Here is a 15112-nt window from a genome sequence, read left to right as displayed (position 1 = left end):
AAGCGTTTAGAACGCACTTTAAATCGGATGCAAATCTACCATTATTTTGCTGATTTTCAAATATTTATTCAGGTTTTATAAAATACATTTCTGCTAGATACTGTAGATCTTCCTCCTTATGTAAAGAGGAAATGACAATACGATTTAACAGCGGACTATTTGAGAAAGGATAAGGAAAACTCGAAATAAGAACATGCTTATGGAGAAGATACCGGTATAAATGAGGATCATTAGAGGTAAACACCGGAAAACCATTTATACAACTCAACCTAGGACTAGCTTTTACCCTAAGACCAAAAAACTCGATATTCCGATGTAATATATCAAATGCTTGATGGTAGAGGTCGTCTCCATTTATAAGAGCGTAAATCGCTGCAGGCGCCGGAGGTGATGCTCCTCTAAAAATAGGATGTTTTTTAATCTGTTTAACACAATCGACCGGCCCCATTACAACCCCCGCATCAGTCCCCATCCCTTTTGCCAAAGAAGCAACAATAACGACATCAATATTATCCAAATCAGCTGCAAAACCAAGATCCAAAGAAACAGCATCTCTCTTCACAACACCTAAACCATGCGAGTCGTCCAAAATAAAAAGCAAGTGCTTTACCGGATCACACTGCGTAGCAAAGGGAGAAAAATCATAAAAACCAGGCGTCAAATTATCCAACGTATTGGATATAATAACAAATTCTTTTTGCACGGATTGATTAATATAATTAATCGTCTCATCGCGCCATTCTACAAATCTACGGCTGTCTTCCAAAGCTGTATCAAGCCATAATGCAGGGTGCGCTCCCGGAGCATATATTACCTCTCGCCCTGGCGACAAAGCCTTTACAGCAACTTGAGCGGCAAGATATCCACTTGATAATAAAGCGGCATCAGCAAAACCAAATCGTGTGGCCAACCTATACTCTGCCTCATTATATATACCCAACTGTACATTATTGGAACGGGAAGTACCATTATTCAATCCATAAATATCTATCCCTTTTTTATACAATTGAATATAATCTGGATTATCCAGTAAACCTAAATAAGCGGTACCGCCAAAAAAAAGATATTCCTCCCCATTATTATAGACCAGCCTCCCTGTAGGCTGATGTAGCTTTTGAAATACGGTCATATTTAATACAAATGATAGTTAAGAGGCAAACTTAATCCTACAGAGATATTAAATCCTTTGATAGGCATCCCCAATCCCTTCTTATTCTCCAACCCCAAACCGTAACCAGCTCCCACCTCAAAAATATTAAATACACCAACACCAACTTTTGGTGTAATAGTATAGGGAGTAGTCTCCATCTTGACAAATGGCCAAACTCCTTTGGCACTTAAATAATAGGTAACACCTAATTCGGGGACGACATGGGTCTTACCCCCTTTCCAAGTCATATTTGCTCCTCCATCTACCCGAAGGTAATTTGCATATCCTAAATCCGTAAGCCCCCAGAAAGAAGCTTTAACAAAACTTGTCTTTTGATACTGATAACCCAAGGATGGACCAAAAATCCATTTACTATGATCTTGACCCTCCTGCGCCTTCAGCCTTATGTGACTTACCATACAAAGGAATAATATCCAAAATATATACTTCATTACTGTTATTTTTCTATGTCGTTAATTATCTGCAACAGAACCGCTGCCGGATTCATTCGTTCATCTCTTGCCGCATAAAGTAAAGTCAAAAGCCCGTTTTCCCCTAAACCTTTGATACGAAACAAGTTTTCTTTTTTAGCATTCAACTCCTCGGTATACCGCGACACAAATTCATCAAATAACTCTGGTTTATGGCCAAACCATTTTCTTAAAGCGGTCGATGGGGCAATATCTTTATTCCACTCGTCTAATGCAGCTTCACTTTGACGGACTCCACGCGGCCAAAGTCGATCGACCAACATACGGTATCCATCTTCGGGAACTGGCTTTTCATAAATACGCTTTATCTTAATCATCCTATTTCAATTCTTTAATGAATCTATAGTCCGGAGTCAAAGGCCTCGATATACTTGGCAATATAAAAATCTTTATCTTTCGACTTATATTGCTGTATATACCTCGGATGCTCTAAAATTTCTATCCCCCCGAACAACTTTGCTTCTCCATTTAATTTTTGAATAAATTTTGCATTTTTCTTCCCTAGCACGTACACCTTGGAGACATCAAGCCCCATGCTGATGTGTTTTTTAAGAGATGTTATCATAAAGTCTTTTACCGCAGTAAACAATGACGGATCATCATAATAATTAGCATTAACCCATTGTCCGGCTTTTGTTTGCCGAACAATCGCAAGAGGAAAGGGTGAGTTTATATAAAATCGTTCATAAAAGGCTGCTGCTCCCCCATACGCATCAATCATATCGTACATGAATACGGAAGATATTTCGTGCGTATGGGCGGACTTCATCTCAATGCCGCAGGCGCTATACAGCCGCTTTGTATCTGTAAATGGAACTCCAGTAACTCCTGCTCCCTTACGACTGGGATTGATCCCTACAATAAATTGACGATTCCTCGAATCCCCATAGTATTTGTGATAGAACTGACGCATCACCTGAATGGTCTCCGGGTTGTCTAGATAAGGATTCATAACCTGAAAACCATCTGGAAGCTCTCCCGAATAATGCAATCCACTATTAAAATCTATAACCCTATCAGCAAAACTTTCGTCCATAAACAGTTTCTTTCCAATTATTTTAAGTCCTTCAGAATTTCTTGTATAGCTCGCTCCAGCTGAGGATCTTTTCCTTTTTCTCTATGCCCCTCCGTATTCTTAACATACAATATCAGGTGCTACTCCTGTCATCTCAAGATCTTTACCGTCTAGTGTATAACACCCTCAGGCTGGCACACGGTACATTGATCCATCTATACGTTTCTGCCCCAACAATCTTGCCTAAGTTTAAGGCTTAAAGCCTGCCGTTGTCATTTCGGCATCACTGAGCGATTACTCATTAAAAAATGAATTATATTCTTTTAATATAGAAGCAAGTTACGGAAATAATCAATAACGATAATCATAACAAACAACAAGATTTACTTCATACTGAATCGCTTAACCCACCTCTGATTTTTCAAAACTTATTTAACATATTAAAAAAACAGATTTTATATTTGTATCTTAGTAAAAACCAAACAACATCTGCCATGCGATTATTTTATTTCTGCACCTTACTTTTCAGTGCAGCGTCGATTTATTCTGTCAAAGCGCAACAAAATCATGTTTTATTAGAAAACGTGCGAATACTGGATCAAACCACACAATCCCTAACCGCCCCCAGCCATGTGTTGATCAGCGGTAATATAATTCAGAAAATCAGTTCATCACCGATTGCGGTCACAGGTCTGGAAGTCGTGAAGATCAATGGGGCTGGAAAAACATTAATGCCCGGCCTTATAGACGTACATGTCCATATGGTATTCGGCTCATTGACAATGCCTCAAATGGTGACCAACGATTTATCTGAGGAATTTCTAATTAAAACTATCGGCCAATCGGCTAATAATATGTTGATGCGTGGCTTTACAAGCATTCGGGATGCCGGGGGACCTATATTCCCAATAAAGGCGGCGATTGATGCAGGTAAGCTGCCTGGCCCTCGGATATGGCCTTCAGGCGCCACTATCAGTCAGACTGCGGGTCATGGTGATTTTAGATCGCCAGATGAAAAATCCCGACGTTTTTTTGGGGTAGTCTCCCGTGCTGAGCGCTATGGCGCAACATTCATCGCTGATGGACGCGATGAAGTATTGACTGCCGTAAGAGAAAACCTACGTTTCGGCGCTAGTCAGATCAAACTAATGGCCGGAGGAGGAACATCCTCTGCCTACGACCCTGTAGACGTCACACAATACACGCTGGATGAGATGAAAGCGGCTGTTGAAGCCGCAGAAGACTGGGGAACATATGTTACCGTACATGCTTACACTCCAAGAGCGATCCGGAGAGCGATCGAAGCTGGTGTAAAATGTGTTGAACACGGACAGTTACTGGATGAAGAAACGCTAAAACTTCTCGCCGAAAAGGATATTTGGCTGAGTCTACAAAACTTAGTAGATGACACCCCTGATATGGATCCTCAACGTGTCGCAAAACGTAAACCGGTTATTGAAGGTCAAGAAAAAGTATGGCCTTTAGCGAAAAAACACAACGTCAAATTGGCTTGGGGCACTGACTTTCTCTTCGAACCAGAGCTTAACGAAAAACAAAACGAGTTTATTCTGCGCTTGCAAAAATGGTTTACAAATGCCGAAATCCTAAAAATGGTGACACAGGGTAATGCTGAGCTATTGCAACTTTCGGGACTGAGGAGCCCTTATCCTGGCAAACTGGGAATGATTGAAGAAGGGGCACTTGCAGATGTTTTGTTAGTCAATGGAGACCCCTTGAAAGATCTAAAGCTGCTAGCCAACCCAACAAAAAACTTTGTTGTTATTATAAAAGATGGCAAAATTTATAAAAATACTTTGAAGAAATAAAATCACGAAAAAAGCCTTTCCGTCTTAGAAAGGCTTTTTTTAGTGACCCCGCTGAGGCTCGAACTCAGGACCCACAGATTAAGAGTCTGTTGCTCTACCAACTGAGCTACGAAGTCAATAGCACAAATGTAACTGCTGTGCCTTAAAAAGTCAATACTTTTTTTTGTTTCTTCAGCATAAATTCTTCTTTTCTCAATATTTTCGATGTCCCGCCCCTCTGGGATACCAAGAAATCTTAATATCTAAATGACAAAACCCTGAGGTCTTTCCTGTATTTTTGCAGGCTCAACTCTTTTAAAAATGTCTACAATTGTACTTGGATCAACCGATAATCTGTCCGCTAGTAAGAGGAGGATACGCATTGCCGTCTCCTTATTTTATTTTTGCCAAGGTATTGCCTTTGCATCCTGGGCAAGCAGAATTCCAATCATTAAGGCACAATTGCAGCTTACGGAAGCTCAGTTAGGAACTATTTTGCTCATGCTCCCTATAGGTCAATTGGTAACGATGGCTCTTTCAGGCAGATTAGTTTCAAGATATGGTAGCCACCGTATACTGCCTATTACAGCAATTGTCTACGGCATGATATTATGCGGTATTGCTTTTGCCACGGATGCTTGGCAGTTAGGGGCATGTTTGTTTTTATTCGGTGTAATTGGCAACATGTGTAACATATCAGTAAATACGCAAGGGGTACTCGCAGAAAGTCTTTATAACAAACCGATAATGGCATCGTTTCATGGTGTATGGAGTTTAGCTGGATTTGCAGGAGCTCTATTAGGCCTCTTAACCCTCAATATCAGTCTATCTACCTTACCACACTTTATCATTATATTCTTCCTCATTGTAGTGAACGTGCTAGTAAACAGACGGCACCTAGCCCCGCCAAATGAGCAAAACATCGAGCGTACCTCTTCATCTTTTAAACCCGATAAGATTCTTATTTCATTAGGTATTGTTGGATTCTGCAGCATGGCTACCGAGGGAGCGATGTTTGACTGGAGCGGCGTTTATTTTCAAGATATCGTCCTGGCTCCGGAGAGTCTTATCATGTTAGGTTACGCTTCTTTTATGATCATGATGGCTACAGGCAGATTTATAGGTGATAAAATTATTCAAAAGATAGGTCGACAACGAACATTACAGTTTTCAGGAGTATTGATGTCACTAGGAATGATGCTTTCTGTTGCCTTTCCTTCTATTTTCTGTAGTACCATTGGCTTTATGCTAGTAGGCCTAGGTGTATCCTGCAATGTTCCGACGGTCTACTCTATCGCAGGCAAGCATACTAAAATTCCTTCAGGAGTAGCTCTCGCTATGGTATCAAGCATTAGTTACCTCGGCTTTTTAATGGGACCTCCCCTGATTGGCTACATTGCCGAACTATTCAGTTTAAGATACTCTTATGCTGTTTTTTCTCTTTTCGGACTACTCCTGCTTGCCATGACAAGCTACTTGAAGGTATTCCGGGAAAATTAAGTTAAAAGTCAGAGTTTCTCACTCTGACTTTTAACTTAATCAAATCGTATTACTTTCATCTTCGGAACCAATAGTTTCATTATACCCCAGGCAACCAGATAAGCTATAGCACAAAAGCTAAACATTATGGTATAACCCGTCTCGATATGCCCCAATGCTTTATAATGATCAAATAGATATCCTCCTATTTTGGTAATCAACGCACCTCCAATACCTCCAGCCATCCCCCCTATACCAACAACAGATGCTACTGCCTTACGTGGAAACATATCGGACACTGTCGTGAAGATATTTGCACTCCAAGCTTGGTGGGCAGACGCCCCAACACCAATCAAAACAACCGGGATCCAAAAACTATAATGTCCTAAAGGTTGTGCCAATAGTACCACGAGGGGAATGACAGCAATAGCAAGCATTGCTTTCATACGACCATCATAAGCGGGATATCCTCGATCGATATAATATTTGGGAAACCAACCTCCGCCTATACTGCCTATCATCGTCATACTATACAATACAGCCAAAGGCAACATAATATCTTCGTTGACAACACCGTACTGATCTTTTAAATATCCGGGCAACCAAAACAGAAAAAACCACCAAACTCCGTCTGTCATAAACTTGCCTATCGCAAAACCCCAGGTTTGCTTGTAACCTAATAATTTAACCCAAGACACGGGTTTATCAGTAACATCTGCTAAATTTCCAGACTCGTTCAAACGCTTATCTTCTTCCTGGTCTTTACTTATATACGCACGTTCTTCATCAGACATTCGCTTTTGACGGCTAGGTTTTTCATAAAAAATAAACCAAAAAATCAACCATAAAAAACCTATTCCACCAACAATTTCAAATGCGGCTGCCCAACCCCAATGTCCAGCTATCCAAGGCACTGTCAATGGCGCTAGAATAGCACCAACATTGGCCCCTGAATTGAATATACCTGTAGCAAACGATCGTTCACTCTTCGGGAAATACTCTGCAGTAGCTTTGATAGCTGCTGGAAAGTTCCCCGCTTCACCCACAGCGAGAACAGCACGTGCAAACATAAAACCTACAATAGATACAGGCACAGATGCTATACCTATCCACCCGAAAGTGCCTACTATCCCTTCACCAATAGCTATTGCATAAGCATGAATGATAGCACCTATAGACCACAGTATAATAGACCAGGCATATCCCCACTTTGTACCGAAACGATCTACAAACCGCCCAGCAAAAAGCATAGATATGGCGTACACAAATTGAAATACAGCGGCAATATCGGCATAATCACTATTGGACCACCCAAATTGTTCCTCCAATGTGGGCTTCAGTAAACTCAACACTTGTCGGTCCATATAATTTACAGTCGTTGCAAAAAATAAAAGGGCACAGATCACCCATCTATAGTTGCCTATTTTGGTCGTTGTCATTGGTTTATAAAAATTTAAGTTTATACCGGTTATTTTACTTTATTCGTGCTTGTTTGATCAGATCGAGAGCCAATATAGTTTTATCGCTCAAAGCTGTTGTATCTTTCGGATCTATCAATTTACTCCCCATTCCGACTGCACATACACCTGCATCAAACCAAGACTTTAGATTATTAATTTCTATATCAACACCTCCGGTAGGTATAAATAATTGTCCTTTGAATAACTCTTTGATTGCAGACATAAAACCTGGACCTAGGATATTCGCTGGAAAAAGCTTGATCAAAGCTGCACCATGTTGTTGTGCAGTATAAATTTCGGTAGGTGTCATACAACCGGGGATCCACAGTAGTCCGGCAGCATGAACCAGATTGCCAACAGCAGGATTAATGGTTGGTGACACGACGAAATCTGCCCCCAAATCCAGAAAAACAACTGCTTCCTCAGTTGCTTTTATTGTCCCTATTCCAAGGTAAAGCTCTGGCATATCCGCATCCCGTACCTTTAACAATGCTGCAAATACTTCTGCTGCATTAGCCCCTCTATTGGTAAATTCGAAGACTCGAACCCCGGCCTGATAAAGGGTATTTACAATCGCTATTACCTGAGCTGCATCATCATGATAGCACAAAGGCAACATGCCCTGCTGTACAATAGCCTGCAGTACACTATTTTTTTTGTCCATTTTCTATTCGTTTTTGAATATCTGCAACCTTACTATGTGTCGCATCACTCGGTATAAATAATTTATCAAAAGCAGCAGCCGTCGCAAAGTCCAGCGTACCATGTAGACCTATCTGTTGATATAGTCCATATATTAAACCTGCCATAAAACAATCACCACTACCGACTTTATCAACAATTTCAGGAGCGACATAGTCGTCCGACTGCAAAAGCTGTCCTTCAGCAAAAATTGTGGTAAAATATTGAATACCTTTTTCCAAATAGTCAAATCTAAATGTATTCGCGACAAATGAACACTTTTCAAATTTCGACATTAACTCAACGCTTGTCTCTCTCGCCTGCTCTGTCAGTAATGTACGAGGATAAGAAGATTGCGACTCTCGTAATTCGGGATACAAGGCGGTTCCCAACATCTGTTGTGCGGCCCACACATTGCCCATTATCAGATCGGCATATGCGGCAAGCTCTGGCATTACCGCAATTGGTTCTTTACCATATTTCCACAGTTTAGAACGATAATTTAAGTCTAATGAGACGAATATACCGCGATGACTCGCCTCTTTAAGTGCATCTAAACAGATATTCGCCATATCTTGTGATATGGCAGGACAAATCGCTGAAAAGTGAAACCAAGATACCCCATCAAAAATGACGTCCCAATCCATATCGGAGGGTTGTAAATTTGCAAAAGACGAGTTTGCACGGTCATATATAACCCCTGCATGTTTTAAGTCTTTACCCTTGGGAAGATAATATAACCCCAAGCGATCACCCTGCAACAGCATGTTATCTATTTCAATATGTTTATTTCTTAGATACGCTAAAATACTACCTGTGACATCATTTTGCGGCATCGCAGATAGATAAGCAGAAGGCAATCCCCACAAGGCAAGAGCAGACGCAACATTCAGTTCGGCCCCCCCAACAAAAAAGGGTAATGAACCACTCTCCACCCAATCATTGGAAAGATCCGGACAAATACGAAGCAGAATCTCTCCAAAGCTTAAAATTTTACCATTCATCGTTAGAAAAATCTAAAATATTCCCGAGCATTATAATAACTAATATCCCCTATAATTTTACCTACCCATTCTATATCATTTGGAATTTCTCCCCGCTCCACGTCTTCCCCAAAAATATCACATATCAATCGCCTAAAATACTCATGTCTTGGGAAGGATAAGAAACTCCTTGAGTCAGTAAGCATCCCGACAAAGTTGCTAATCAACCCGATATTAGAAAGTGCGTTAATCTGCTTAGTCATCCCATCTTTTTGATCCAAAAACCACCAGGCAGACCCAAATTGAATCTTGCCTCGTACAGATCCATCATTAAAATTACCTGCCATACTCGCAAAAAGCTCGTTGTCCGCCGGGTTCAAGTTATACAAAACGGTTTTTGCGAGCTTATCGTTGCTATCTAGCCGATCTAAAAACCGAGAAAGCGCCACGGCCTGGCGAAAATCACCAATTGAATCATGCCCCGTATCCGTCCCCTTACGCTGCAACATTCTCGTGTTATTATTCCGTAGAGGTCCCAAATGATATTGTTGTACCCAATCCTTTTCATGGTTCCATTCGGCAAAACAAACTAAGAGAGCAGACTTAAATTTCACAATCTCGTCGTCGCTTAGCTCTTTTCCCATCCGTATTTTTTCAAAAATAGCACGCAGCTCCTGATCCGTATATTCTGCAACATACAAATGTTCGATACCATGATCTGATACCGTACACCCACAAGATGAAAAATGGTCGTGCCTATTTCTCAACGCTTCTAAATAATCCTTAAAATTATTTATCGATAGGCCTGTGACACCTTCTAATTTATCAATATACCCATTAAGCACCGTCACATTGCTCGCATTCATCGCTTTATCGGGTCTAAACGCAGGCAAAAGCCGAAAGCTTTCACCTTCCTTTGCAACTTGTTGATGATACTCTAGACTATCTAAAGGATCATCGGTCGTACATACCACATCAACATTCATCCTCCTTAATAAACCCCTTGCAGAAAAACCAGCCTCTGCAATCTGTTGCCTTGTCTCTTCGTAAATCCTTTCCGCAGTCCTAGGCGACAAAAGATCCGTAATTCCGAAATATCGCTGTAACTCCAGATGTGTCCAATGATACAGCGGATTCCGCAGGGTATAGGGCACGACCTCTGCCCATTTCAAGAATTTCTCTTTATCAGAGGCCTCTCCCGTAATATATTCCTCACTTATTCCTTGAGCGCGCATCGCTCGCCACTTATAATGATCATAGGCCAACCACAGCTGTCCAAGATTGTCAAACTTTGTATCTTGGGCTATTTGCTCCGGTGGTAAGTGATTGTGATAATCGATAATCGGTAAGCTCTTCGAATAATTATGATATAATTCTTGGGCTGTTTCCGTGTTTAACAAAAAATTTTCGTCTAAAAATGCTCGCATTGATAATAATTATTAGTTGCAAAACTTGATCCTACCAAAACTAAGGGCATAATATACCTGATATAAATGGATAGAAATTTTGCTTTATCATATCTAGAGCTTAAAAGTAAGCACAAGATAACGAAGATTTGTAGTTAAGCTTCAATATTAGTTACGAAAACGTTAGCGTTGATTGTGACTCATCTTTAGGGTAGATACAGGGATAAGTTTCCTATTTTAAGAAATCTTACCCTGTAACAAAGTTGGTAGCCCCGAGCAGAATCGAACTGCTATCAAATGTTTAGGAAACATCTATTCTATCCGTTGAACTACGGGGCCATCCTTTTAGGGTACACAAAAGTATTATTATCCAAGCTTCTAAACAAGTCCTCTTTTTATTTTACGGCGATCTATAGTTTTTAACTATACACATAGCGACAAGAACATAGATTTTGACAATAGCCAATAGGTAATTTCAATTTATTTTTGCCGTTATATTACTTACCTTTGTAGTACAAAAAAAGAAAGATACATTATGAGTTTTACAGGTAAGAATTTTCCGAGCATTACAGTAGATGCAATTGACTATTTAGGTGATTACATTTCAATCAACATTTTTGAAAAAGCACAAAAAGAAAACAAAAAAGTGTTGTTATTCTGGTATCCAAAAGACTTTACATTTGTCTGCCCTACAGAATTACACGCTTTCCAAGAAGCTCTTCCGGAATTCGAAAAACGTAATACTATCGTGATTGGCGCATCATGCGACTCGAACGAGGTACACTTTGCGTGGTTAAATACAGCAAAAGATAATGGCGGCATCGAAGGAGTAGAATACCCTATCATCGCTGATACCAACCGTAACCTTTCTAGCGTATTAGGCATCTTAGAGATGAAAGAAGTAGAACATCCTGAATATGGCACGCTTGTAGAAGGTTCTGCGGTATCTTACCGTGCTACTTACCTGATCGATGAGACAGGAAAAGTATTCCACGAGTCTGTAAATGATATGCCTTTAGGACGTAACGTAAAAGAATATATCCGTCTGATCGATGCATATACACACGTACAAAACCATGGGGAGGTATGTCCTGCAAACTGGGAAGAAGGTAAAGAGGCGATGAATGCTACACGTGATGGCGTTGCATCCTACTTATCGGCAAACTAAGAAATTTCAACTATTTGAGAGGCGGATTTCTTCCGCCTCTCTCATTTAAACACAAACGACTATGTTACAGGAATTAGAAAATGACACTTTACAGGAAGTTGTGAATAACAATAAAACTGTAATGGTACAATATGCAGCTTCGTGGTGTGGAAACTGTCGCATTATGAAGCCTAAGTTTAAAAAATTGGCTACTGAGAATGAGGATGTGACTTTCATTGTTGTAGATGCAGAAAAAAATCCAGAATCTAGAAAATTGGCCAATGTAAATAATTTACCAACCTTTGCCGCGTTTAAAGATGGAAAATTGGTGAATCAAGTACAAACAAACAAAATCGAAGGACTAATTGATTTATTAAATGAAGTTACCAGTAATTAAGCACTTAACAGATTTTATAGAGCAAAACGATGCTGACTATGTTTTAGAAACCATCGAAACGCTAGAAGCTTTGACAGAGGTTTCTTCACTAAAAGACGAAGAGCTTGATGTTATAGGCGAATTAATATCCAATATGTATGGAGCCATCGAAGTTGATAAGCTTATAAAAGAAGGAGCTCCTAAAAAAGAAGCATTGAATACCTTCATGCAACGCGTACTAGGCTCCATAGACAAGTAAACGTACTGTCTTTGGACGACCAAAAGCCTATCATTCCACAAAACAAATTATTCCATATCGCTATTGTTTATAACTTTTGCGATGTGGAAAATTATTTTTCAATTTAGCGTTTACTATATTGTGCATTTATAGTACTTTTACTATTGTTGAAAGGTTACACCCCTAATCTGGTGGGTCGTAAGACTATTTTAAGACTAAAGATTTTTAATTGTTGTAAAAAAAGAGCTAAATTAAAATTTAGCTCTTTTTTTTATACAAACTTTGACCGTGTCAAAAGTATTAATTTCTTACCAAAGTACCCTGCTCTTCCGCTGACAGAACTTTCTCCTGCACTTCTGCCGCATAAATATATAGAGCAATTGTAACTAATATGTCCCACAATTTATATTGCACATAAAACTGAATTTATGTAAGTTTAAGCATGTTTAAAAAAATACTTTTCTTATTTTTTTTCATCAGCTCATTCAGCATAACGGCGAAGTCCCAGCACGGCAATATGCCAGCTAATGAAATCATGATCAAGCTTCAAAAACTAAATACATTGGGATCCGTATTGTACTTTGCCGCGCATCCTGATGATGAAAATACAAGATTGATAGCATGGCTAGCACAAGAGCGAAAATACCGAACAGGATACCTCTCGTTAACCCGAGGCGACGGCGGTCAAAATCTTATTGGAACCGACCAAGGAATCGATCTAGGCTTAATCCGGACGCAAGAATTACTTGCCGCTCGCTCTTTAGATAAGGGGGAACAATTTTTCAGTTCGGCATATGACTTTGGCTTCTCTAAAACATATACTGAAACTTTTGACTTTTGGGATAAAGAGACTGCCCTCCGCGAAGCCGTATGGATTATCCGCAAATTCAGACCAGATGTCATTATAAATAGATTTCCTCCGGATAAACGGGGCGGTCATGGTCACCATCAAGCCTCTGCAATATTAGCCCACGAGGCCTATCTCGCAGCAGCAGACCCCAAGTATTTTCCCGAACAGCTTAGCACTGTGACCCCTTGGAGGGCCAAACGACTCCTATGGAATACAGCCAATTTTGGAGGGATGAATAATACCTCCGAAGATCAACTTAAAATAAATATTGGGGCTTATAGTCCGCTTTTAGGGGAATCATACGGTGAAATAGCTGCACGCAGCAGATCTCAACACAAGAGCCAAGGATTTGGAGCAGCTACTTCACGAGGCAACAGCACCGAATACTTTGAACATGTAGCGGGCGATGAAGCACACGGAGACATTATGGAAGGGGTTACGACTAGCTGGGACAGGGTATCAGGAAGCGCTGACATACAAGCCTTAATAAAACTGATCATCAAAGACTTTAATCCCACAGAACCCGAGCAAAGTATAACCCGCCTCTTTGAACTTCGTGATTTGGTAAAAGGCATTAATGACATTTACTGGCAAGAACAAAAAGTAAAAGAAATAGAAGATATTATTATTGCTTGTGCCGGCATATGGATTGACGTATCTACAAAATCTGATCAATACCCGGTCAACAAAGATTTTGAGGTCTTGCTAGAAGCAATAGCCCGACGCCCCAATATCGCAGTAAAACTACTGAAAACCAGCTTGGGTGAGGTTCAAGAAAACTTAACAACAAATGTCAACTGGACTTTATCAAAACAGTACCGATCTTCTCAAATAACTCAACCTTACTGGCTTGAAAAAGAACATTCCTTGGGTAAATTTGATGTTAAACCTGCTGACATAGGCTACCCCAGCAATTCTTCACGCCCGACTGTCACATTTACATTTGAGATCGATGGCAAGATTCTGAATAGGACCCAAGATATACAGTATCGTATCGTGGATCCTGTACGCGGCGAAATACACAGTCCAATAGCGATCGTTCCGACGCTTACTGCTGAATTGCCCTCTTCCATTTTACTAAGCACAAACATGGAACAGAAAACCATAGAGGTAATGTTCTATCGCCATGATGAAAACCAAAACAACTTTATTGTTGACATACCCCAACTAGATGGCTGGCAAATCTCCCCTAAGCGGATCAATCTAGAATTTGGAAAAGAAAATAACCTTGTCAAACAGATTTCTGTAAAACCTGATAATTCAAATAGTCCCATTGGTTCATTATCCTTCCAATGGAATAATGAGACGCTGAAATCAATAAAAACAATAGACTACGATCATATACCTCGGGTCACATGGTTTCCGCAGGCTACTGTGAACTGTAAGAGCTTTGCGCTAACAAACACAGTAAAAACTATAGGCTATCTCTCGGGTGCAGGAGATATGATCCCTCAATCGTTGAACGAAATAGGAATAGATGTTACCTCGTTGAATAACCGTTCATTATCTGTCGCTTCATTAAGTCAGTATGACGCCATTATAGTAGGCGTTCGATATTTCAACATTAGCCCTCAGGCTTCGTCGACACAAAAGCTACTCATGAATTATGTAAACCAGGGTGGTGTCGTACTCGTACAGTATAATGTAAACACTAAGCTTTCCTCCGATCAGATAGGTCCTTATCCCTTCGCTATATCGAGAGACAGGGTCACTGAAGAGAATGCAATAGTTGAGTATAATTCGGCGGATCTCGCTTTAAAATACCCCAACAAGATCACACCTCTTGATTTTGAAGGATGGGTTCAAGAGAGAGGTCTTTATTTTGCGGATAAGATAGATAAAAGATACCGCACACCTCTCCGGATTAACGATAAGGATGAGGATCCTAATAACGGTTCTCTACTGATAACAAATTATGGAAAAGGCAAATTTGTCTATACTTCACTATCCTTTTTCAGACAATTACCAGCCGGAGTTCCCGGAGCTTATAGATTATTTGTAAATTTGCTCACAAAAGAAAAAGTAAATTAA

The 15112-nt window shown here is 40.2% G+C and carries 14 protein-coding genes and 2 tRNA genes; 6 read left to right on the top strand and 10 right to left on the bottom strand.

Annotated elements, in window-relative coordinates; all coding sequences use genetic code 11:
* Positions 1-64: 64 nt before the first annotated feature.
* The 4 genes from B5X76_RS18895 to B5X76_RS18880 are packed head-to-tail and all read right to left on the bottom strand — an operon-like array spanning position 65 to position 2677.
* Positions 65-1129 (bottom strand): aminotransferase class I/II-fold pyridoxal phosphate-dependent enzyme, encoded by a 1065-nt coding sequence (locus tag B5X76_RS18895; RefSeq protein ID WP_079645486.1) that lies wholly within the window; start codon positions 1127-1129, stop codon positions 65-67.
* 2 nt (positions 1130-1131) lie between these two features.
* Entirely contained in the window at positions 1132-1602 is a 471-nt protein-coding gene (locus tag B5X76_RS18890) for a hypothetical protein (RefSeq protein ID WP_139375399.1), read from the bottom strand.
* 5 nt (positions 1603-1607) lie between these two features.
* Complete coding sequence (locus B5X76_RS18885; RefSeq protein WP_079645484.1) at positions 1608-1958, bottom strand: DUF488 domain-containing protein; 351 nt, start codon at positions 1956-1958, stop codon at positions 1608-1610.
* Between the two features lie 23 nt (positions 1959-1981).
* A complete protein-coding gene (locus B5X76_RS18880; RefSeq protein ID WP_079645483.1) occupies positions 1982-2677 on the bottom strand; it encodes an SMUG2 DNA glycosylase family protein in 696 nt (231 codons plus the stop codon).
* Positions 2678-3150: 473 nt separating this feature from the next.
* Between B5X76_RS18880 and B5X76_RS18870 the strand changes: the two genes are divergently transcribed.
* A complete protein-coding gene (locus tag B5X76_RS18870) occupies positions 3151-4482 on the top strand; it encodes a metal-dependent hydrolase family protein (protein ID WP_079645482.1) in 1332 nt (443 codons plus the stop codon).
* A gap of 43 nt (positions 4483-4525) precedes the next feature.
* Here the strand turns inward: B5X76_RS18870 and B5X76_RS18865 are convergent.
* Positions 4526-4598: transfer RNA gene (locus B5X76_RS18865), tRNA-Lys, on the bottom strand.
* 184 nt (positions 4599-4782) lie between these two features.
* Here B5X76_RS18865 and B5X76_RS18860 point away from each other — a divergent pair.
* Positions 4783-5961: an MFS transporter gene (locus B5X76_RS18860; protein WP_079645481.1), complete on the top strand. Its 1179-nt coding sequence runs from the start codon at positions 4783-4785 to the stop codon at positions 5959-5961.
* A 35-nt stretch (positions 5962-5996) separates the two neighbouring features.
* On the opposite strand, the gene B5X76_RS18855 is transcribed toward B5X76_RS18860, so the two are convergent.
* The 5 genes from B5X76_RS18855 to B5X76_RS18835 all read right to left on the bottom strand — a co-directional run bounded on the left by B5X76_RS18855 (position 5997) and on the right by B5X76_RS18835 (position 10809).
* Positions 5997-7379: an MFS transporter gene (locus B5X76_RS18855; protein ID WP_079645480.1), complete on the bottom strand. Its 1383-nt coding sequence runs from the start codon at positions 7377-7379 to the stop codon at positions 5997-5999.
* 34 nt (positions 7380-7413) lie between these two features.
* Complete coding sequence (locus B5X76_RS18850) at positions 7414-8064, bottom strand: beta/alpha barrel domain-containing protein (protein WP_079645479.1); 651 nt, start codon at positions 8062-8064, stop codon at positions 7414-7416.
* On the bottom strand, positions 8048-9085 hold the full coding sequence (locus tag B5X76_RS18845) for a sugar kinase (protein WP_079645478.1): 1038 nt from the start codon (positions 9083-9085) through the stop codon (positions 8048-8050). Before B5X76_RS18845 ends, B5X76_RS18850 begins: the two co-directional genes overlap by 17 nt.
* 2 nt (positions 9086-9087) lie before the next feature.
* Positions 9088-10491, bottom strand: coding sequence for a glucuronate isomerase (gene uxaC, locus B5X76_RS18840; RefSeq protein WP_079645477.1), 1404 nt, complete (start codon positions 10489-10491; stop codon positions 9088-9090).
* A 243-nt stretch (positions 10492-10734) separates the two neighbouring features.
* Positions 10735-10809 (bottom strand) — tRNA-Arg (locus B5X76_RS18835).
* A 196-nt stretch (positions 10810-11005) separates the two neighbouring features.
* Here B5X76_RS18835 and B5X76_RS18830 point away from each other — a divergent pair.
* From B5X76_RS18830 to B5X76_RS18815, 4 genes are all read left to right on the top strand, one after another.
* Positions 11006-11638 carry a peroxiredoxin gene (locus tag B5X76_RS18830; RefSeq protein ID WP_079645476.1) on the top strand — a complete coding sequence of 211 codons (633 nt, stop codon included), beginning with the start codon at positions 11006-11008 and terminating at the stop codon, positions 11636-11638.
* A gap of 61 nt (positions 11639-11699) precedes the next feature.
* A complete protein-coding gene (locus tag B5X76_RS18825) occupies positions 11700-12014 on the top strand; it encodes a thioredoxin family protein (RefSeq protein WP_079645475.1) in 315 nt (104 codons plus the stop codon).
* The gene (locus tag B5X76_RS18820) at positions 11995-12252 is read left to right on the top strand and encodes a DUF6952 family protein (RefSeq protein WP_079645474.1); all 258 of its coding nucleotides are present in this window, start codon (positions 11995-11997) and stop codon (positions 12250-12252) included. The genes B5X76_RS18825 and B5X76_RS18820 overlap by 20 nt, the downstream gene beginning before the upstream one ends.
* 421 nt (positions 12253-12673) lie before the next feature.
* Positions 12674-15112: a PIG-L family deacetylase gene (locus B5X76_RS18815; RefSeq protein ID WP_245801094.1), complete on the top strand. Its 2439-nt coding sequence runs from the start codon at positions 12674-12676 to the stop codon at positions 15110-15112.

Source organism: Sphingobacterium nematocida (assembly GCF_900168125.1).
Taxonomy (GTDB): domain Bacteria; phylum Bacteroidota; class Bacteroidia; order Sphingobacteriales; family Sphingobacteriaceae; genus Sphingobacterium; species Sphingobacterium nematocida.
Note: the sequence above shows the minus strand (reverse complement) of the source record. Positions and strands in the feature narration are given on the sequence as shown.

Excerpts from the sequence above, each read along its gene's own strand:
- B5X76_RS18850 (WP_079645479.1), bottom strand. The coding sequence starts at position 8,064 with ATGGACAAAAAAAATAGTGTACTGCAGGCTATTGTACAGCAGGGCATG.
- B5X76_RS18830 (WP_079645476.1), top strand. The coding sequence starts at position 11,006 with ATGAGTTTTACAGGTAAGAATTTTCCGAGCATTACAGTAGATGCAATT.
- B5X76_RS18820 (WP_079645474.1), top strand. The coding sequence starts at position 11,995 with ATGAAGTTACCAGTAATTAAGCACTTAACAGATTTTATAGAGCAAAAC.
- B5X76_RS18885 (WP_079645484.1), bottom strand. The coding sequence starts at position 1,958 with ATGATTAAGATAAAGCGTATTTATGAAAAGCCAGTTCCCGAAGATGGA.
- B5X76_RS18860 (WP_079645481.1), top strand. The coding sequence starts at position 4,783 with ATGTCTACAATTGTACTTGGATCAACCGATAATCTGTCCGCTAGTAAG.
- B5X76_RS18855 (WP_079645480.1), bottom strand. The coding sequence starts at position 7,379 with ATGACAACGACCAAAATAGGCAACTATAGATGGGTGATCTGTGCCCTT.
- B5X76_RS18815 (WP_245801094.1), top strand. The coding sequence starts at position 12,674 with ATGTTTAAAAAAATACTTTTCTTATTTTTTTTCATCAGCTCATTCAGC.
- B5X76_RS18870 (WP_079645482.1), top strand. The coding sequence starts at position 3,151 with ATGCGATTATTTTATTTCTGCACCTTACTTTTCAGTGCAGCGTCGATT.
- B5X76_RS18890 (WP_139375399.1), bottom strand. The coding sequence starts at position 1,602 with ATGAAGTATATATTTTGGATATTATTCCTTTGTATGGTAAGTCACATA.
- B5X76_RS18895 (WP_079645486.1), bottom strand. The coding sequence starts at position 1,129 with ATGACCGTATTTCAAAAGCTACATCAGCCTACAGGGAGGCTGGTCTAT.
- B5X76_RS18880 (WP_079645483.1), bottom strand. The coding sequence starts at position 2,677 with ATGGACGAAAGTTTTGCTGATAGGGTTATAGATTTTAATAGTGGATTG.
- uxaC (WP_079645477.1), bottom strand. The coding sequence starts at position 10,491 with ATGCGAGCATTTTTAGACGAAAATTTTTTGTTAAACACGGAAACAGCC.
- B5X76_RS18825 (WP_079645475.1), top strand. The coding sequence starts at position 11,700 with ATGTTACAGGAATTAGAAAATGACACTTTACAGGAAGTTGTGAATAAC.
- B5X76_RS18845 (WP_079645478.1), bottom strand. The coding sequence starts at position 9,085 with ATGAATGGTAAAATTTTAAGCTTTGGAGAGATTCTGCTTCGTATTTGT.